This is a genomic window from Acinetobacter sp. RF14B (genome assembly GCF_006864105.1).
GTDB classification, from domain to species: Bacteria; Pseudomonadota; Gammaproteobacteria; order Pseudomonadales; family Moraxellaceae; genus Acinetobacter; species Acinetobacter lwoffii_C.
This window is the reverse complement of sequence record NZ_SMTB01000001.1, coordinates 45,399-64,786: the sequence shown is the minus strand read 5'-3', so window position 1 is coordinate 64,786 and position 19,388 is coordinate 45,399. Positions and strand designations below refer to the sequence as shown.

General features: G+C 41.8%; 15 protein-coding genes, 2 tRNA genes, 2 pseudogenes and 1 CRISPR repeat array. Of the genes and pseudogenes, 7 read left to right on the top strand and 12 right to left on the bottom strand.

Annotation, left to right across the window (positions count from 1 at the left end; genetic code table 11):
- Nucleotides 1–4 precede the first annotated feature (4 nt).
- Together pdxJ and E2K52_RS00280 are read left to right on the top strand one after the other, a co-directional pair.
- Nucleotides 5–730, top strand: coding sequence for a pyridoxine 5'-phosphate synthase (pdxJ, locus tag E2K52_RS00285; RefSeq protein WP_151203008.1), 726 nt, complete (start codon nt 5–7; stop codon nt 728–730).
- Between the two features lie 15 nt (nt 731–745).
- Nucleotides 746–1,399, top strand: a complete 654-nt coding sequence (locus tag E2K52_RS00280) for a tRNA-(ms[2]io[6]A)-hydroxylase (protein ID WP_151203007.1) — start codon at nt 746–748, stop codon at nt 1,397–1,399.
- A 207-nt stretch (nt 1,400–1,606) separates the two neighbouring features.
- Nucleotides 1,607–4,815: direct repeats of the CRISPR family, unit length 28 nt; unit sequence GTGTACTGCCATATAGGCAGCTTAGAAA.
- A 93-nt stretch (nt 4,816–4,908) separates the two neighbouring features.
- Here E2K52_RS00280 and E2K52_RS00275 read toward each other — a convergent pair.
- Nucleotides 4,909–4,984: transfer RNA gene (locus E2K52_RS00275), tRNA-Asn, on the bottom strand.
- A gap of 236 nt (nt 4,985–5,220) precedes the next feature.
- Here E2K52_RS00275 and E2K52_RS00270 point away from each other — a divergent pair.
- Nucleotides 5,221–5,662, top strand: a pseudogene (locus tag E2K52_RS00270) (hypothetical protein).
- Between the two features lie 21 nt (nt 5,663–5,683).
- Here the strand turns inward: E2K52_RS00270 and E2K52_RS00265 are convergent.
- Nucleotides 5,684–6,115: a PaaI family thioesterase gene (locus E2K52_RS00265; protein ID WP_151203005.1), complete on the bottom strand. Its 432-nt coding sequence runs from the start codon at nt 6,113–6,115 to the stop codon at nt 5,684–5,686.
- A gap of 143 nt (nt 6,116–6,258) precedes the next feature.
- Between E2K52_RS00265 and E2K52_RS00260 the strand changes: the two are divergent.
- Nucleotides 6,259–6,573, top strand: a pseudogene (locus E2K52_RS00260) (winged helix-turn-helix transcriptional regulator); the annotation flags it as partial.
- Between the two features lie 109 nt (nt 6,574–6,682).
- Here E2K52_RS00260 and E2K52_RS00255 read toward each other — a convergent pair.
- A complete protein-coding gene (locus tag E2K52_RS00255) occupies nt 6,683–7,918 on the bottom strand; it encodes a pyridoxal phosphate-dependent aminotransferase (RefSeq protein ID WP_151203003.1) in 1,236 nt (411 codons plus the stop codon).
- 253 nt (nt 7,919–8,171) lie between these two features.
- Nucleotides 8,172–8,999 (bottom strand): type I methionyl aminopeptidase, encoded by an 828-nt coding sequence (gene map / locus E2K52_RS00250; protein WP_151203002.1) that lies wholly within the window; start codon nt 8,997–8,999, stop codon nt 8,172–8,174.
- Nucleotides 9,000–9,205: 206 nt separating this feature from the next.
- Between map and rpsB the strand changes: the two genes are divergently transcribed.
- Together rpsB and tsf are read left to right on the top strand one after the other, a co-directional pair.
- Nucleotides 9,206–9,952 (top strand): 30S ribosomal protein S2, encoded by a 747-nt coding sequence (rpsB, locus tag E2K52_RS00245; RefSeq protein WP_151203001.1) that lies wholly within the window; start codon nt 9,206–9,208, stop codon nt 9,950–9,952.
- Nucleotides 9,953–10,092: 140 nt separating this feature from the next.
- Nucleotides 10,093–10,968: a translation elongation factor Ts gene (tsf, locus tag E2K52_RS00240; protein WP_151203000.1), complete on the top strand. Its 876-nt coding sequence runs from the start codon at nt 10,093–10,095 to the stop codon at nt 10,966–10,968.
- 234 nt (nt 10,969–11,202) lie between these two features.
- Here tsf and E2K52_RS00235 read toward each other — a convergent pair whose 3' ends face one another.
- The 7 genes from E2K52_RS00235 to E2K52_RS00205 form a co-directional block, all read right to left on the bottom strand.
- The gene (locus E2K52_RS00235) at nt 11,203–11,658 is read right to left on the bottom strand and encodes a DUF962 domain-containing protein (protein ID WP_151202999.1); all 456 of its coding nucleotides are present in this window, start codon (nt 11,656–11,658) and stop codon (nt 11,203–11,205) included.
- A 196-nt stretch (nt 11,659–11,854) separates the two neighbouring features.
- Nucleotides 11,855–12,469, bottom strand: coding sequence for a septal ring lytic transglycosylase RlpA family protein (locus E2K52_RS00230; protein WP_151202998.1), 615 nt, complete (start codon nt 12,467–12,469; stop codon nt 11,855–11,857).
- A 289-nt stretch (nt 12,470–12,758) separates the two neighbouring features.
- On the bottom strand, nt 12,759–13,763 hold the full coding sequence (mltB, locus tag E2K52_RS00225; protein WP_151202997.1) for a lytic murein transglycosylase B: 1,005 nt from the start codon (nt 13,761–13,763) through the stop codon (nt 12,759–12,761).
- Between the two features lie 287 nt (nt 13,764–14,050).
- A complete protein-coding gene (locus tag E2K52_RS00220; protein WP_151202996.1) occupies nt 14,051–14,704 on the bottom strand; it encodes a hypothetical protein in 654 nt (217 codons plus the stop codon).
- Between the two features lie 19 nt (nt 14,705–14,723).
- Nucleotides 14,724–15,539: an NADPH-dependent 7-cyano-7-deazaguanine reductase QueF gene (queF, locus tag E2K52_RS00215; RefSeq protein WP_151202995.1), complete on the bottom strand. Its 816-nt coding sequence runs from the start codon at nt 15,537–15,539 to the stop codon at nt 14,724–14,726.
- On the bottom strand, nt 15,539–16,312 hold the full coding sequence (locus tag E2K52_RS00210; protein ID WP_151202994.1) for an ABC transporter permease: 774 nt from the start codon (nt 16,310–16,312) through the stop codon (nt 15,539–15,541). The genes queF and E2K52_RS00210 overlap by 1 nt, the downstream gene beginning before the upstream one ends.
- On the bottom strand, nt 16,309–17,244 hold the full coding sequence (locus tag E2K52_RS00205) for an ABC transporter ATP-binding protein (protein ID WP_151202991.1): 936 nt from the start codon (nt 17,242–17,244) through the stop codon (nt 16,309–16,311). Before E2K52_RS00205 ends, E2K52_RS00210 begins: the two co-directional genes overlap by 4 nt.
- Nucleotides 17,245–17,423: 179 nt before the next feature.
- Here E2K52_RS00205 and E2K52_RS00200 point away from each other — a divergent pair.
- Nucleotides 17,424–17,499, top strand: a tRNA-Arg gene (locus E2K52_RS00200).
- Between the two features lie 380 nt (nt 17,500–17,879).
- Here the strand turns inward: E2K52_RS00200 and E2K52_RS00195 are convergent.
- Nucleotides 17,880–19,238 (bottom strand): NAD(P)-binding domain-containing protein, encoded by a 1,359-nt coding sequence (locus E2K52_RS00195; RefSeq protein ID WP_151202990.1) that lies wholly within the window; start codon nt 19,236–19,238, stop codon nt 17,880–17,882.
- Nucleotides 19,239–19,388: the final 150 nt, after the last annotated feature.

Genomic DNA, 19,388 nt, shown 5'->3' with positions numbered 1-19,388 from the left:
TATTATGGCTGCATTACTTGGTGTCAATATTGACCATGTCGCAACATTAAGACAAGCACGTGGTACGACCTACCCAGACCCAGTCAATGCTGCATTGATCTGCGAGCAGGCAGGTGCAGAGGGCATTACTTTGCATTTGCGTGAAGACCGCCGCCATATTCAGGATGATGATGTACGTCGTATGCGTCCCGCACTCAAAACCCGGATGAACCTGGAAATAGCGGTGACGGATGAAATGGTGGCTTTTGCCAAGGAAATTCAGCCACAGCATGTTTGTTTTGTGCCGGAAAAACGCCAGGAAGTCACTACCGAAGGTGGGCTGGATGTGGTTGGCCATTTTGAAGATGTGAAAAAGGCGACTCAGGAATTAACAGCGATTGGTTGTGATGTTTCACTGTTTATTGATGCTGATCTGGCGCAGATCGATGCAGCAGTGGCATGTGGTGCGCCAACAATTGAGATTCATACCGGTGCCTATGCCGATGCAGAAACACCAGCAGCCCAGCAGGCTGAGCTTGAGCGTATTATTCAAGGCGCTGAATACGCAGTTTCTAAAGGTCTGGTGGTCAATGCTGGCCATGGCTTGAATCTGGATAATGTCACTCCGATTGCTGCTATTCCACAGATTCATGAACTGAATATCGGTCACTCCCTGATTGCAGATGCTGTCTTTGTTGGTTTGGCGCAGGCAGTGCAAGAAATGAAAGCCGTAATTAAAGCTGCCCGCTAAGATTAAAAGATCGTTATGTCAAATATAAATTATGATGAACTCATGAAGCCCGTGATTGGCTTCCTGGGTTGTGAAACGCCGCAAGCCTGGCTCAATGAAGCACTGAATAATCTGGATATTCTGATGCAGGATCATGCCAACTGCGAGAAAAAAGCCGCCAGTACGGCGATGAATCTGATGTTTCGCTACAGTTTCTTTGTAGATTTGCAGGTGAAACTGGCACAGCTGGTCCGTGAAGAGATGCTGCACTATGAGCAAGTGCTGGAATTTATGAGTAAACGTGGTCAGCAATGGATTGGTCTTAGTGCGGGGCGTTATGCAGGTGGCCTACGTAAAGAAATTCGGACCTATGAGCCAGAAGCCCTGATTGATGTATTGATCATTGGTGCCTTTGTGGAGGCTCGTTCTTGTGAGCGTTTCTATGCACTTGCACCTTTGGTCGATGAAGAGCTGGGCCGTTATTATCGTTATCTGCTGAAATCCGAATCCCGCCATTATGAGGATTATCTGGCACTGGCGATGGATGTGGCAAAAACCGCAAAATGGAAAAATCCAGAAGAGAATATCCAGAGCCGTATTGAGCATATCCGGGAAGTAGAAAAGAATCTGATTTTAAGTCCAGATGAGCTTTTTCGTTTTCATAGTGGTGTGCCCGTACAGACAGCATAAGTTTGACATGATGCAAGCGGGACAAAGTTCCCGCTTTTTCTTTGGGTTGAAGTTGATTAAATAGAGGCTTTATTTAACCCAAAATATTTTTATGCTCTAATTAAATATAAAAATCAGAGACTTATAGATGGATAGGAATAAGAGGGCTATTGGGGTATATTTAAGATAATACTATGTTTTTTATCTGGTTTTAGGTATTTTGGTTGTGTGTACTGCCATATAGGCAGCTTAGAAATTTTGAATTACTCATAATTGATGAGTTCAACGGTGTACTGCCATATAGGCAGCTTAGAAATATAAGCAATGTTGGCATGACGCTTAATGTTTGTGTACTGCCATATAGGCAGCTTAGAAATTTGTGATTATTAATTTGACTGGCTCTGTCATGTGTACTGCCATATAGGCAGCTTAGAAAATGGAGAACAATGTCGCTTCTCAAACTATCGTGTGTACTGCCATATAGGCAGCTTAGAAAATGGTAAATTTCCGGTAAAAGTTTCTGACTCAGTGTACTGCCATATAGGCAGCTTAGAAAAAATGGTGGATTGGCAATAACATAATCAACTTGTGTACTGCCATATAGGCAGCTTAGAAATTGATATTATTCTTGTGGGGCAAGGCTCTTTAGTGTACTGCCATATAGGCAGCTTAGAAATCCATCTTTTTCAATATCAACCATGTGAAAGCGTGTACTGCCATATAGGCAGCTTAGAAACGTTTCCTGATCCTGAAGGCAATCACAAGGGCGTGTACTGCCATATAGGCAGCTTAGAAAAATATAAACTTAGATATAGCATCTCATCAGCAGTGTACTGCCATATAGGCAGCTTAGAAAAATGACTGCTCAGGAAGCAGTGAATGCGCGTGGTGTACTGCCATATAGGCAGCTTAGAAAATTAATTTAATTTGAGTGTCTAAAAAAGGACTGTGTACTGCCATATAGGCAGCTTAGAAATTCTGGTGGGTTTTCTTTTGCCTGCTAAATTTGTGTACTGCCATATAGGCAGCTTAGAAAATTAACAGCTTGAACATAAACAGATAAACCCTGTGTACTGCCATATAGGCAGCTTAGAAAATGTAATATCTCTGTGAATATTAAACATAGTTGTGTACTGCCATATAGGCAGCTTAGAAAATGATACTGATTTATGGAAAGAAATTCGCACGGTGTACTGCCATATAGGCAGCTTAGAAATTTCGGACTCATTTTTAGTAAAGCCCGTTGTGGTGTACTGCCATATAGGCAGCTTAGAAATCTTTGAGTGGGTAATGTCGTTTATAACGCGCGTGTACTGCCATATAGGCAGCTTAGAAAAAACGCTGACCCATTTTTTAATGACCAAGCACGTGTACTGCCATATAGGCAGCTTAGAAATTCAGTTAAACTAACTGGTACTGAAGAATTTAGTGTACTGCCATATAGGCAGCTTAGAAATTAGCTCTGTAAGCCTTACATACCAGCATTTCGTGTACTGCCATATAGGCAGCTTAGAAATTTTGCATAAGTATTTCAGTTTGTTTACGTTGGTGTACTGCCATATAGGCAGCTTAGAAATTTAAGCGAACATATTATAGAAATATGTACCTGTGTACTGCCATATAGGCAGCTTAGAAAAGTCTTAGTATGCTTGTTATCAATATGCTTAAGTGTACTGCCATATAGGCAGCTTAGAAACTACGCTGGTCACTGATCGTTGTACTACTACCGTGTACTGCCATATAGGCAGCTTAGAAAAGTCTGACGGGCAATAGTTACGATACCTAAAAGTGTACTGCCATATAGGCAGCTTAGAAATCCTTCATGATTTTGAATTGTTCCCGCGGCCCGTGTACTGCCATATAGGCAGCTTAGAAAAATAGTTTCTTGCGTTACTGATTGATTAGCAAGTGTACTGCCATATAGGCAGCTTAGAAAATCACATCAACCGAAATGCCTATAGCTTTAATGTGTACTGCCATATAGGCAGCTTAGAAAAAAGGTTATGACAACAATGGCGAACCAGTTAAGTGTACTGCCATATAGGCAGCTTAGAAAGCAAAACCTCATCAATTTTAGTCAATGCTTTACGTGTACTGCCATATAGGCAGCTTAGAAAATATTAATTATGGGTTTTCTAGCAGTTAAATTGTGTACTGCCATATAGGCAGCTTAGAAAGAAGCAGTTAATTTGATTATATCTATCGAAAAGTGTACTGCCATATAGGCAGCTTAGAAATTTTTCTAACATTTCCTGGCGTTGCTTCGCTTGTGTACTGCCATATAGGCAGCTTAGAAACTCCGCATGAAAACACTTTGCAGCTTTACTATGTGTACTGCCATATAGGCAGCTTAGAAAAAACGTAATTTTTTTTTGTTAAGATGCAAAATGTGTACTGCCATATAGGCAGCTTAGAAAGATCCAAAAAACAAAAGCCAAAGCACCGCCAAGTGTACTGCCATATAGGCAGCTTAGAAATGCCAAATGATCCCCCACACATATCAGCCCCCGTGTACTGCCATATAGGCAGCTTAGAAAGTTTCAAGATTGTGCGTGTGATTGAGCCGCGTGTGTACTGCCATATAGGCAGCTTAGAAACATGACTCTACAAGGTCATTTATCCATTCATCGTGTACTGCCATATAGGCAGCTTAGAAAAAAACCAAGCTGTATTCATCTGCGCCTTGCATGTGTACTGCCATATAGGCAGCTTAGAAAGCTTATGAGTCGGTAATAACTTGCCCTGATATGTGTACTGCCATATAGGCAGCTTAGAAACCAATATCAAAAGGTGGGAGCAATGATATTTCGTGTACTGCCATATAGGCAGCTTAGAAATTGACGTCAGGATTGTAGTAAGTATTCACCAAGTGTACTGCCATATAGGCAGCTTAGAAAACAATACAAGAAGTCGCACAATCAGTTAATGGGTGTACTGCCATATAGGCAGCTTAGAAAATTCCACCTGGTACTTGGTTGCACCTTGTGCTGTGTACTGCCATATAGGCAGCTTAGAAAAAACGCAGCATTTGCCAATTGAGTATAAAAAAGTGTACTGCTATATAGGCAGCTTAGAAACCCAGCAATCGCAGCATTAATTTTTTCAATCTGTGTACTGCTATATAGGCAGCTTAGAAATCCTAACCCAGCCTTTTATATGCAAAAGCATAGTGTACTGCTATATAGGCAGCTTAGAAATTTGGATGGTGAGGTTCGCGTGGTGGCAGGGGGTGTACTGCTATATAGGCAGCTTAGAAATATGCGATTTGTAAATTAGATTGATTAAAAGTGTGTACTGCCATATAGGCAGCTTAGAAATTGACGTCAGGATTGTAGTAAGTATTCACCAAGTGTACTGCCATATAGGCAGCTTAGAAAATGAAAAGAAAATTGATTAGAACCATCATCAGGTGTACTGCCATATAGGCAGCTTAGCAAAGCGAGTTGATGATTTTAAGGTCGCTAAAAGAAGGAAGGGCATAAAATAGAAAATAAAAAAGCCCGCTTTAATGCTGCGGGCTTTCTTGAATTTGGCTCTCCCACCTGGGCTCGAACCAGGGACCTGCGGATTAACAGTCCGTCGCTCTACCGACTGAGCTATGGGAGAATCTGCATGCGATTATAGAGACATTTTGACAAGGGTCAAGCAAAAACTTTCATATTTATGACAAATCATATTTATCTGATTTTAATTTAAACAATTGCATAAAAATATTGAAAAATACTTGTCAGGAGAATATCCAGTTGCTAGATTGAATCCATAAAGTCGTTTGATCAAATGGTCAAACAGTGTGGATTTAAACCGACTTGCCAGCACAAAAATGGCTAAACTGGAGAAAGCGAATGAATACGCTCACAATCCCCCAAATTTTCGCGCAGTTGTCTTTCTATCAAGAGCATTATCTCGATATTATTCAAGATTCGAGCCAATATTTTACTCCTGTCACAGGTGCTGAAATCTGTTTATGGCCCTTAGCGAATCAGCAGTTATATCTCGGGGATCTCTTGCAACTGTGGTTTTCAGAAAAATGGTTGGCTAAAAAAGAACCGCAGTTCAGTTTTGAAATATTCCTGCATGTTCCTGAAGTCTCACAAAAAGATTTATATATTTATGCAATTTCAGGTAATTTTTTGACTGGATCGAATCAATCTAAAGTTTGGCAGGCATCGACTGGCCAAACTCAGGAGTTGAGTCTGGCGTATATCTCGAAACATTATTTTGAATATCGTGCTTTAACCCGACCGAAATCTGTCAAATTAGCAGATAGAGTGGGGAGTGCTTTAAAGCATAATATGCTATAAACCTTTAACGAAGAATCATACATGTGGCTGTTGCGTGTGCATAGAGTTTGCCATCTTCATCCACAATTTTTCCTTCTGAAATCGCAAGATTTTTACTCATATTAATCAGTTTGCCAATAGCAGTCAGCGGTTGGTTTTGTGGAACAGGGCGACACATTTTAATATTCAGATCAATAGTGCCATATCCAATGCCTGCTTCTAAAGCGCTGTGAACAGCGCAACCTGTTACGGTATCGAGTACGGTTGCAGCAAAGCCGCCGTGTACACCACCTAAAGGGTTTAAATGACGTTGATCAGCCTGTACTTCAAAGGTGACCTGTCCACTTTCAATTACGGTCGGTTTCATGGGGATCGTCTGGCTGATACTGGCAGGAGGAATATGGCCGGCGGCCATGGCTTGCAGAAGTTGTAGTCCGGTCATTTCTTTAGGGTTCATGGTTATTCCTTTACTTCACTGTTTTATCAATATGATTAGATTGTTATTTAAAAAATTTTCAAGTTCTAAAGTAGAACTTGTGTCGAGAAGAGTCAATTGTTTAAAGTAGAGTCAGTAAAATAATTCTCTGCGGGCTTACATTTATGAAATGGACTGAAGCAACTGAGCAAAACTGTCCGATTGCCAAAAGTCTGGCAATTTTTGGTGATCGCTGGACCTTGTTAATTATTCGTAATGCCTTCTTAGGCATGACCCGCTTTGAACAGTTTCAGCAGAATCTGGGCCTGACCCGTCATGTATTATCTGATCGTCTGTTGCGTTTGGTGAATGAAGGCATTTTAGTTAAACAGGCCTATGTTGACCGGCAACAGCGTTTTGAATATGTACTGACTGAAAAGGGGAAGGCTTTGGCGCCTATGTTGCAAGCCATGATGCAATGGGGTGTAAAATGGACTGATGCTCAAGTTCCAGAAAAGTATCGTGATGCTTTAACAGCTGTAAATGTTTAAAATTAAAAAACCCGCGCTCATATCATGACCGCGGGTCTCTTTAATCTAATAATTTAGATTATTTTGCAGCTTTTTCAGCTTCAATTGAAGCAATCGCTTCATCAACGCCTTCAATAGAGTCAGCCGCTTTCTTAATACGTGCAAGCGCATCGACCAGTACTTCATCAGCAGTTGCATAAGAGATACGCATGAAGCCACCCAGGCCGAATGCATCGCCAGGAACAACTGCAACACCCGTTTCTTCCAGTAACCAGGCAGAGAACTCTGTGCAAGATTTCAAGCCTTTGGCACGAATCAACGGTTTGATGTTGGCATAAGCATAGAAAGCACCATCAGCAGGTAAGCAAGAAATACCCTTGATGTCATTCAAGCCATTGACCACGAGGTCATGACGACGTTTGAAAGCTTCAACCATTGGCTCAAGTACATCTTGAGGACCGTTCAATGCAGCTTCTGCCGCAACTTGTGAAATCGAAGTCGGGTTAGAAGTTGATTGAGACTGGATTTTTTTCATCGCGCCGATAAGTTTTGCAGGACCCGCTGCGTAGCCGATACGCCAGCCAGTCATTGCATAGGCTTTAGACACACCGTTTAATACGATGGTGCGCTCATAAAGATCTGGTGCAACTGTTGCGATGTTATAGAACTCGTCAGTCCAGCGGATTGGCTCGTACATGTCATCCGAGGCAATAAAGACGTCTGGATGTTTGCGTAATACCTCAGCCAAAGCTTCAAGCTCAGCTTTGGTATAAATCATGCCTGTCGGGTTAGATGGACTGTTTAATACCACCAGACGGGTTTTTTCAGTGATGGCCGCTTCTAATTGTGCAGGGGTAATTTTGAAACGTTGTTCTTCACCACATTTCACAATTACTGGTACACCTTCAGCGATAATGACCATATCTGGATAGCTAACCCAGAATGGCGCAGGGATAATCACTTCATCACCTTTATTTAACAGGGCAAGCGCCAGGTTAAAGAAAGATTGTTTACCGCCACAAGATACCAGAATCTGGTTCGCTGCATAGTCAAGGTTATTGTCACGTTTTAATTTAGCAATGATTGCTTTTTTAAGACCTGGCGTGCCGTCAACAGCGGTGTATTTGGTGAAACCGTTGTTAATCGCTGCAATTGCTGCATCTTTGATGTGTTGCGGTGTATCAAAATCTGGCTCACCTGCGCCCAGACCAATGACATTATGACCGGCAGCTTTTAATTCAGCAGCCTTATTCGTCACAGCAAGGGTTGGGGACGGTTTGATGGCATTTACACGATCAGAGAGACGTACGTCCACGGCAGTATTCCTTCTTATGGGGATTAAAAAATAAAAAGCACATTATCTTAGCTCAAAATACTCAACATAGGGCAAAAGAATTTGAAAAACTTGATGAAAAAAATAGAGGCGTTGTCAAAGTTTATCCTGAGTTAAAAATGCGCAGGCAAAGCCCGATGTGCTTTATTTATAAGTTTAATATTTGATTAATAGATGAAATATAAAATAAAAATGGCCACTTTAAAGTGGCCATTGCTCTGTTTAAGACTTGCAGTTATGCGGTAAAACGTGACAAATCTTCTTCGGGACGAGCGGTGAGGACTTCAACGCCATCTTTTGTTACTAAAAGAGTGTGTTCATATTGTGCTGATAATTTATGGTCTTTGGTGACCACGGTCCACTTATCTCCCAGTAGTTTGGTTTGCCAAACGCCGGCATTTACCATCGGTTCAATCGTAAAAGTCATGCCTTCTTCAAGGATCATGCCGGTATTCGGTTGACCATAATGCAGTACCTGCGGTTCATCGTGGAAAGTCGTGCCGATACCATGACCACAATATTCACGCACTACACTAAAGCGTTCAGATTCAACATATTGTTGAATCACATGGCCAATATCACCGATGGTTGCACCCGGCTTAACTACAGCGATACCCCGGTACATGGCTTCCTGTGCCACTTTGCAGAGACGGTTGGCCAAAATTGAGGTTTCGCCACCGACGATATACATCATGTTGGTATCACCATGGAAACCATCCTTGATGACAGTTACATCAATATTCAGGATGTCACCTTTTTTCAAGGTTTTGTTTTCCGAAGGAATCCCATGACAAACCACATGGTTCACCGAAGTACAGATGGTGTGCTGGAAAGCAGGACGACCAGGAGCCGCACCATAGCCCAGACAGGCCGGAATTGCGTCTTGCACATTGACAATATAGTCATGACAAATCGTATCCAGTTCCAGGGTGGTGACGCCGGGTTTGATATGCGGTTTGATCATATCCAAAACTTCTGCTGCCAGTCGTCCAGCCACGCGCATCTTCTCGATATCTTCTGCGGATTTGATTAAACGAGGGGGAGCTTGATAAGTCGTGTTCATGATCTCTAAAAACTTTTGGAAATTTGTGTGTAGCTATGGTATAAATAGCCGCCCATTTTATCAAATGCTTTTTCGTGAATATATTTGCGAGGCTAGATGAATGGTGTATTAAAATCCGCACATATATCGACACATTACTCTGGGTGCCCTACGGGGTGGAGAATGCGGATATATGGAGGCCTAACCCAAACTTTAAGGTAAAGAAAATGGCAGATTACAACGTAAGCATGCGCGACCTTCTTCAAGCAGGCGCACACTTTGGTCACCAAACACGTTTTTGGAACCCAAAAATGCGCGAATACATCTTCGGCGCGCGCAACAAAATTCACATCATTAACCTTGAGCACACTGTTCCTGCGTTAAATGATGCTTTGAACTTTGCTAACAACTTGGCTAGCAAAAAGAACAAAGTTTTGTTCGTTGGTACTAAACGTGCAGCTTCTGCAATCATCCGTGAACAAGCGCAACGTGCTGGTCAGCCATATGTAGACCACCGTTGGTTAGGTGGTATGTTGACGAACTGGAAAACACTTCGCCAATCTATCAACCGTTTAAAAGACCTTCAAACTCAATCTCAAGACGGTACTTTCGCTAAGCTGACTAAACGTGAAGCTTTAGAGCGTAGCCGTGAGATGGAAAAACTTGAGCGTGCTTTAGGCGGCGTGAAAAACATGGGTGGTTTACCTGACGCATTATTCGTAATTGACGTTGACCACGAAGCGATTGCAATTAAAGAAGCCAAAAACCTTGGTATTCCTGTAATTGGTATCGTTGATACAAACTCTAACCCAGACAACGTAGACTACGTTATTCCGGGTAACGACGATGCGATCCGTGCAGTAACTCTTTATGCTTCTGCTATGGCTGATGCGATTATTGCTGGTAAAGAATACGCTCAATCACAAGCAAATGCACAAGCTAAAGCAGAAGAAGCTCCAGCTTCTGAGGCTTAATGCGTTTGACGCTAGCTTGTCATTTTTGCGACATGTGACAGTGGTAAAGTAAGCGTTAAGTATGCAGGCGGCCCATGAGAATCCTCTGGGCCGTTTCTGTTCTAAAAGATTTCATTTTCTACCGTATTTAGGAGATAAACATGACTGCAGTTACAGCAAGCATGGTTAAAGAGTTGCGTGATCGTACAGGTCTTGCAATGATGGAATGTAAAAAAGCATTGACAGAAGCGGGCGGTGATATCGAACTGGCGATTGACAACCTTCGTAAATCTGGTCAGGCAAAAGCTGCTAAAAAAGCAGGTAATATTGCTGCTGATGGCGCGATTACCATTGTTCAGGAAGGTAACAAAGCAATCCTTCTAGAAGTAAACTGCCAAACTGACTTCGTTGCTAAAGACGCAAACTTTGCTGATTTCTCTAACAAAGTTGCAGCAGCTGCACTTGCTGCCAATGAAACTGACGCTGCTAAAATTGCTGAACTTAAACTTGAAGATGGTGCGACTGTTGAAGAAGCACGTATCGCTCTTGTTCAAAAAATCGGTGAAAACATCCAGGTACGTCGTGCTTCAATCCTTGAAGGCGAAAAACTGGCTGTTTATAAACACGGTCTGCGTATCGGTGTTGTTGTATCTTACACAGGTGATGCGGATACTGGTAAAGGCTTGGCAATGCACATTGCTGCATTCAATCCGGTTGCCGTAAATGCTGAACAGGTTCCAGCTGATCTGATCGCGAAAGAGAAAGAAATTGCTGAAGCGAAAGCGCTTGAATCTGGCAAACCAGCAAACATCGTTGAAAAGATGGTGGTAGGTTCTGTTGAGAAATACCTGAACGAAGTTGTGCTTGAGCGTCAAATGTACGTAATTGACAACGACAAAAAAGTTGCTGACGTTCTTAAAGCAACAGCTACTACTGTAGCTCAATTCGTTCGTTTCGAAGTGGGTGAGGGTATCGAGAAGAAAGCTGAGCTTTCTTTCGCTGAAGAAGTTGCTGCTGCTCAGGCTGCTGCACAATAATTCGGTTAAGAATTTAAAAAAGCCCCATTTGATGGGGCTTTTTTTGGCCTGAACAAAAATTTAGCGGTTGACTCGATGATTCACTGCCTTTAAGCCTGGCGTACAAAATAATTCGCTTTAAAGGATTTTGATGTCACGCAATAAAATATGAGGGAAGGGCCTAAATTTACCGGGAAAACTGATTGTGGAATAGCACTTTTCCGGATTTATAAGTGTAATGATATTACATACGCTTCAAGTGGGCTGTAAGGCCTCAGATTGACGAGATCTCCAGGATGGTAGGACTTTACCTAAATATGCATCCATGCACCAGATTGGGCCAATGAGAAGGAATTGCAGGTCTTTAAAGAAAGAAGGCTTTTTACCTTCAATTCTATGACCATAAAACTGACCAATCCAGGCAAAAACGAAGAGGGTAATAAAGAATCCGCTGCCCATCGGTAAAATCCAGATCAGCCAAGCCATGACCAGCGTCAGTGCTGCCATCGCGACAGCCAGTACAATATCAAGGCGAGCATAGAAGATAAACGCTAAAGCCAAGAGCACAGCCGTTAGTAGAGCGCTAAAATGCGCCAGAATACCGATAATCGAAAAATAAATAGTCGGGACACACACCCAGTGAATCAGTTTATTGGTTTTATTCTGGTGGCTTTCGCTATATTCAGCAAACCATTCCGATACTGTTTTCATTTTTCGCTCCATCCTTGAACATATCCTGATTGAATCTGAATATAGAACAGAAGCAAGCATTGGTCAAAATGAAATCGATAGCAGGCAAGTTGATCAAGTCGAAGTTTCGGAAAAAAACCAAGGTCTAGGGTTTGGGTATCAATAAAAAAAGCCGCATATTATTGCGGCTTTTGTTAAATGTATTGCAAGTTAAATTTTAAGAATTTGGACCGGCAACACGTTCAATATTTACGTTTGCAGTTCCGGCACTGGTGATTCCCAACTGCTTTGCTGCACCGTAAGAAAGGTCAAGAACACGGTTGCCATGGAATGGACCACGATCGTTTACTTTCACAACGACACTTTTACCATTGTTCTTGTTCGTGACACGGATATAACAGTTCAACGGCAAGCTACGATGAGCGGCTGTTAAAGCATTCATGTCGAATGTTTCACCGCTTGCTGTTTTGCGGCCATGGAATTGACGGCCATACCAGGATGCTGTACCTGTTTGGCTAAACTTGCGTACTGTCTTGGAAGCAACAGTATTCAGCTTTTCAATCACTGAAGGCTCTTCTGCAGGTATTTCAATTTTTGCTGCAATGGTTTCACGACGAACTTTATCGCCTGAACGTTCAGTGATTGAAAGACTGTTCAAATTGGTGAAATTTGAATTGAAGCTTTGAGCTTCTTTATTTAACACTCGTGCAGCTAGACGAGAATTGTCATTTTCATGATTGAATGAAGATGACGGAACCATATCTGCCTGTGACTGGGCCAGTGTGACCGTCGCGGCAATAGCCATAAAATACTTCAAAAAAGAAGAATGCATCGAATCAACTCCTAACAGCATATTTAGATTGATTTGTCTAAGTTATTGAAAAATCAACCAAACCTGCCTGACATTTAACTTATGCAACTACATTTAACGAAAAGGATGATATTCATGCTGACAATAAGCTGTCTAGTATTTAATTAAAATATTGAAAAAAAGAACGTAAAATACACAGTGATTGATTAAAAAATAATCAATATTGTAACGTTGTATTAAAAACGCCTATTTCTTGCTCATATTTCCTTATAAAAAACTTGACTTTAATAATTTGTAGCAAAAATTACTGTTATCGGCTCGTAATTTCTGTACCTAAAAGCCATAAAGCGGTCGCATACATGCGACTGCGGTTATAGGTCGTAATTACTTGAAAATTAGGATAAGTAATATAGTAAATTGGCCCAGAGCTTTCTTGTAATTGAATCAGGTTCACCATGTCCAGATCGTCAATTTTTACGATCGGATTCATCGGGCTGACTCCTTGGCTTTTTAGTACTCCATAAGGTACAGGCTGGGTTAAATCCTTGGCAATCACTGCCTCAGGATTGGAGCCACTATAACGCGCCGGAAAGGCCACTGGCTGGTTGCGCTGCCAGCCATATTGGGCCAGATAGTTGGCAATGGAACCAATTGCATCCACAGCAGAATTACGCAGGTCAATATGACCATTGCCATCATAGTCCACACCAAATTTTGGAATATTGCTTGGCATGAATTGTGGGTAGCCAATCGCACCGGCATAGGAACCGACCACTGATGAAGTTGGAATGCCATCTGTATAGGACCAGGCGATTAAAGCCGCCAGCTCATCCTGGAAATACTGTGCACGACGCTCATAGCCAAAACCTAAAGTGGCTAGGGCATCACGGGTAATAAATGAGCCTTTGTTGCTCCCAAAACCGGTTTCTACTCCCAAAATGCCTAAAATGATCGCCTGAGGTACTCCAAATTGCTGCTCAGCACGGTTAAGGGTATCTGCATACTGCTGTTTAAAACGTACGCCACGCTGAATGGTAGACTCAGCCAGAAAATTGGTTTTATAGGCATACCATGGCTTACTTTCGCCCGGACGATTCATGATATTGATAATATTCGGAAGATTTTTTGTCCCGGCCATCGCGGAATCGATTTGCCCTGCGGTCAGGCCGTATTTTTGCATGGTACTTTGTTTAAAGCTGGCATAGGAAGGATGATGTTGAAAGTCATTGGCAGAAACAATGCTGCTGCTCAGGCCCAAGGTGGCAAATAGAATTGAATATTGTTTCAATTTTTTATATAAATCAAATTTCAACATCTTGCTATGATTTCCAAATTTCTGGTGAGTTTGTGGCTATATTATTTGAATCATGCCGCAAAAATAGAAGAATTTGTTTTTCTCAATTTTCCGGCTTAAAGCTGTGAATAAAGATAACATTGCCGCGAATATGAGTCATATAAAGTGTGGTAAAAATAAAGAAAGGTTGGCTATTTTTAAAGCACATTTCATTTTTATGGCCTTTAACTGTAACAAGCTGTTTCATTGAGACTAAAAAGCCTGACCGGAGTCAGGCTTTTTAAAGGGAGTATGTTCAGGCTGAGACATTACTCGGTATAGAACAGGGTGTCATGATATTCCGCCATAATCTGCAATTCTTCTTTGGTTAAATTCAGAATGATTTTATCAGCGGCAATATTAACGGCTTTAATTACGGCAGCAGCGCCAATATCTGCTGCTTTGCGTTTGATCATCCCCAAATCAAGGGTTTTATTAAAGTCGACCATAAAGTGACGTACAGTGGCTTCAGCAAACTGTTTATACAGGTTACTCAGCGTTTGCTTGTCTACCGTATTGCCAGCTTTGAGTTCGGCAAACTGATGCTTCAGATTAGTGACCAGACTGGCGTCGAGCGTTTCACCGATACGCATATGGCCAGCCGGGTCTTTGAACAGACTACGCTCAGAGAAGGCAATCGACTCTTTCACCACCTCATTCGATGCTTTACCCAGCAACTGCTTGAGTAAAACTGCAACAGTCGACTTGATATAACCCGCCAGTTTTTCTGCCGTATCACGCTTGTCGCTGGCAGGAAAACGGCGTACCAGTTCCGTGAGAATCGCGTCGAGGATTTCATCATTAATCATCAATGCGGTTTTGTCACGTAAAGGATAAAGCGGTTCACTTGAGTTTTTATTTTTCTGTGCAGTCTGAATAGTATTTAATAGTTCTGCAGAAGGAATAAAACCAAAAAATGGCATTGTTAAACCTCAATGTTTTTTATTGTCGCGCTAAACGTATAGGGCGAGGCATCCATGTTAAATCCGATACACGACAAGGATTGATGTCCAATCCACCACGACGTGTATAGGTGGCGTAAACCATCAGCTTTTCTGGTTTCAGCTGTTGCCAGATGTCGGCAAACATCTGTTCCACACACTGTTCATGAAAACCATTGTGCTGACGATAAGAGATAATATAGGCCAATATACTCTTATAACAAGGTTTTTTGCCCTGATAACGTATAAAAACTGTTCCCCAGTCTGGCTGGCCAGTCACCGGGCAATTACTTCTGAGCAAATGAGAGTAAAGCTGGATTTCGCCTTCTTGTGAATTTTCCAGATCCAAAGCCAGCAGGTTGGCATTCGGATGATTTTCCAGACGTTCTGGCACCAGATCATCAATAGAAATACCTTCCGGCTTGGAAACTTCAAGCTCATCTACCTGAAACAGTTCTAGCGTCACTTCCGCTTCAGCCACGCGGGATAAATCTTGTTCTACCGTCTGGATAAAGGCATCTTTTGAGTTGAACGTCGTAAAGTTCAGGCTATTAAAGTAGAGTTTTAAAGATTTAGATTCGATCAGGTTGGGTGAAGATGCCGGCAGGGCAATCCGGCCAATGGCTACTTGCGGGATGCCGACTGCATTTAACCAGGAAATTTCAAAGACATGCCACCAGTCTTTGCCTTGCTGAATGGCATCTACATGGGCATAGTTTTCACGGGCAGGTGCGCGTGAAATAGGGAACAGAACATCGGGTTGATATTCTGTCGGGTAGTTGGTGTCTTTACCAAGAAGAGATTGTTCTACACTCATTATTCACGCATTCCTGAACCACGGGAGAGTAAATGATAGGCAAGCATATACAGTGCTGCACAACATAAGCTGATTACTGTCAGTGAAACGGCAACATTGACATCGCTATGACCTAAAATGCCATAGCGAAAGGCATTGACCATATACACCACAGGATTAATCAAAGATAAATTTTGCCAAAATGGACCGAGGGCTGAAATTGCATAAAACACTCCGCCTAAATAGGTCAGCGGCGTCAATACAAATGTCGGGATGATTGAAATATCATCAAAAGATTTGGCATAGACTGCATTGATAAAACCGCCCAGAGAAAAGAGCAGGGAGGTAATCAGTACAGTATAAATGGTGACGAACCAGTTGGTAATAGATAAATCTGCAAAAAACAGACTCATTACACTGACAATTATGGCGACGAGTACACCGCGGGTGACACCGCCCAGCACATGACCCCATAACACGATGTGCAGAGGTACGGGGCTCATGATCAGCTCTTCAATACTTTTCTGGAATTTTGAGCTAAAAAAACTGGAAGAGACGTTGGCATAACTGTTGGTAATCACGGCCATCATAATCAAGCCGGGCACAATGAACTCCATATAGCTGTGGCCACCCATTTCCCCAATTCTTGAACCGACCAGATTGCCGAAGATGACAAAGTACAGGCTCATGGTAATGGCTGGGGGTAATAAAGTCTGTGGCCAGATCCGCATAAAGCGGCGGATTTCCTTATGCAGAATGGTATATAAGGCGATACCTAGCTGATTCATATTCATTCTGCCGCTCCATCCAGATTTTTTTCAACCATTTTTACGAATAGCTCTTCCAGACGATTGGATTTATTACGCATACTGCGAACCTGGATATTTTGTGATTCGAGTAACTGGAACAGATCATTCATGGTATGGGCCTTATCCAGGGTGATTTCCAGAGTCAACGGGTCAATCAGATTAAAACGGACGCCAATAATATCCAGACTGAGGGGCTCAATTGGGGCGGCCAGATCGAAAATAAAGGATTCTTCATTGAGCTGGTTGAGGAAGTTTTTCATGCTGGTATCTTCTTTAATGACCCCGCGATCAATGATGGCTATACGACGACACAACATTTCTGCTTCTTCCAGATAATGAGTGGTCAGAATAATAGAAGTGCCATTTTCATTCATTTCATTCAGGAAATCCCACATAGAACGGCGTAGTTCGATATCAACACCCGCAGTAGGTTCATCCAGAATCAGTAATTTGGGTTCATGCATCATCGCACGGGCAATCATTAAACGGCGTTTCATTCCCCCTGAAAGCATACGTGCCTGGGTCGAACGCTTATCCCATAAGCCGAGTTTGTTTAAATATTCTTCTGCTCTGGCTTGCGCGATTTTTTTAGGGATACCGTAATATCCGGCTTGAGTCACCAGAATATCAAAGGTTTTTTCAAACTGAGCGAAGTTAAATTCCTGTGGAACTACCCCTAGACACTGTTTGGCTTTAGAGGGCTGGGTGTCGAGGTCATAACCAAAAATCTCAACCGTGCCAGAGCTTTTTCTTGTTAATGAGCTGATGATGCCAATCGTGGTTGATTTTCCTGCACCATTGGGACCCAACAGCGCATAAAACTCACCTTCCGGTACATTTAAGTTAATTCCTTTCAGTGCCTGAAAACCATTTCTATAGGTTTTCGATAAATCCCTCAATGTCAGTGCATCAGTCATGGATATCTCAAATGGTGAAAAGTTAAGATATTGTGAGTGATCTTGCAAAATAAGCCAAGTCATCCACTTGGGATTCTATGTTGCGTTTTTGGAATATTGTATAAAGCATAAGCATAAAGTTAAATAACTTAGAGATAGGTGCTTTACCTTACTGATTTTTTTGTTATGATGTGCGTCGCGCGCTCATAGCTCAACTGGATAGAGTACAGGTCTCCGAAGCCTGTGGCGTGGGTTCGAGTCCCGCTGAGCGCACCATTATTATTTATAAAATCAATACCTTATCTATATTTTGGCGTGATCTGTATTTTCTCAAAAAAAAACCGCTATTTTTTTGCTGTGACTGCCTACTATTTTCTGTATCAAATCCCAATCAAAAACTTTAAAAATTATGAAGTAGATTTAATGGATAAATAAAAGGTCTATTAAAATCCAGCTTATGAAGTGTCCTGTTTGCCTTTAGTCACGCTTGGTACAAAAGCTGCTCAAAAGAAGATGCCTTTTGAGTTATGAGAGAAATTTAATATAAAGTCATTTTTTATTTTTTTTAAATATTTTTAGAATAAAAGCTTTAATACACACCAGCCAATAAAAGCCACCTGCGTATTTATACAGATGGCTTTTGATATGCTCTGGCCCTACATGGCTTCTTGCTGTTTAGGGTCTTCTAAATAACTTTCCAATGAGTCATCAAGCGCATATAACCAAGGGGTATGGTGCGGTTGAGCCATTTTTCCTGTCATCACCGAGCGATATACTTTATCTCTGAAGCCCATAATATTTTCTTTTTTATGCTTTTTCCACTGCATGAAAATATTATGTACTGCATCAATATCAAAAGATGGATAATCGGTTTGTGCAATTAACTGTTTGATATAGTCGCCTTGAAACTTCGCAGACTGTTCCTCGGTTATTAATTGCTTCTCTTTCTGATGCAGGGCTTGGGTATGCTGTTGCATTTCTGCAACCTCAGGTAAGGCGATCTTGCCTAAAATAATATCGCGTACATACCAGGCTTGGGCATCAAACATATTAAAGGTATACCACTGATCCTGCATGCCTAGATAAAATAAGCGCGGATTTTTCTCCCATACCACCCCTTGATATAAGCCCAGAGGGTACAAGCAGTTATGGGTTCTTAAACGCAACTTGTCTTCAATGAAGGGAAAATGGTGCAGATAGCCAGTACATAAAATAATGGCATCAACCTTTGCTGAGCTGTTATCTCCGAAATAGGCTGTATCTTCATCTACGCGAACAAGCTGCTTTTTTTCTGACCAGTTTCTAGGCCATTTAAAGCCCATAGGCTTGGTGCGATAACATGTGTAAATCTGTTTAGCACCATACTTATAACATTGAGAACCAATATCTTCAGCTGAATAACTGCTGCCCACAAGTAAAACAGATTTTCCTTTAAATTCACGAGCATCACGGAAATCGTGAGCATGTAAAACTCGCCCATGGAAGCGGTCGAATCCTTCATATACAGGAACATGTGGGGTAGAGAAATGTCCAGAGGCAACGATGACATAATCAAACTGCTCTGAGTAATGACATTGGTTCTGATAGTCTTCTACAGAAACTGTAAATTGCTGGCTATGTTCATCATAGCTAATCTGTTGTACTGCGGTATTAAACCTCACCTGATCTTTAATATTGGCTTTTTCTGCACGCCCTTTAATGTAATCCCAGAGAACTTCACGGGGGGGATAAGACGCGATTGGTTTTTTGAAATGTTCATCAAAAGTATAATCGGCGAATTCTAAAGCTTCTTTAGGGCCGTTCGACCATAAATAACGGTACATACTGCTGTGGACAGGTTCGCCATGCTCATCTATACCTGTGCGCCAGGTATAATTCCATTGCCCACCCCAATCACTTTGTTTTTCAAAACATACAATTTCTGGAATTTCTAGACCTTTGGCCTTTGCTGATTGAAATGCTCTTAATTGGGCCATACCACTGGGACCAGCACCTATAATTGCAATTCGGTTCATCGCTATCTCCATTAGTTTTAACTTATGCATTCACCTCCAATTTTGAGTTTGGTCATTCAGGATCATAGATAAAAATAGATACAATCCTAACTGTATAGATGAATAAAAAATCTACTCAAAATAGGACATGAATTAAAAGATGAAGATATG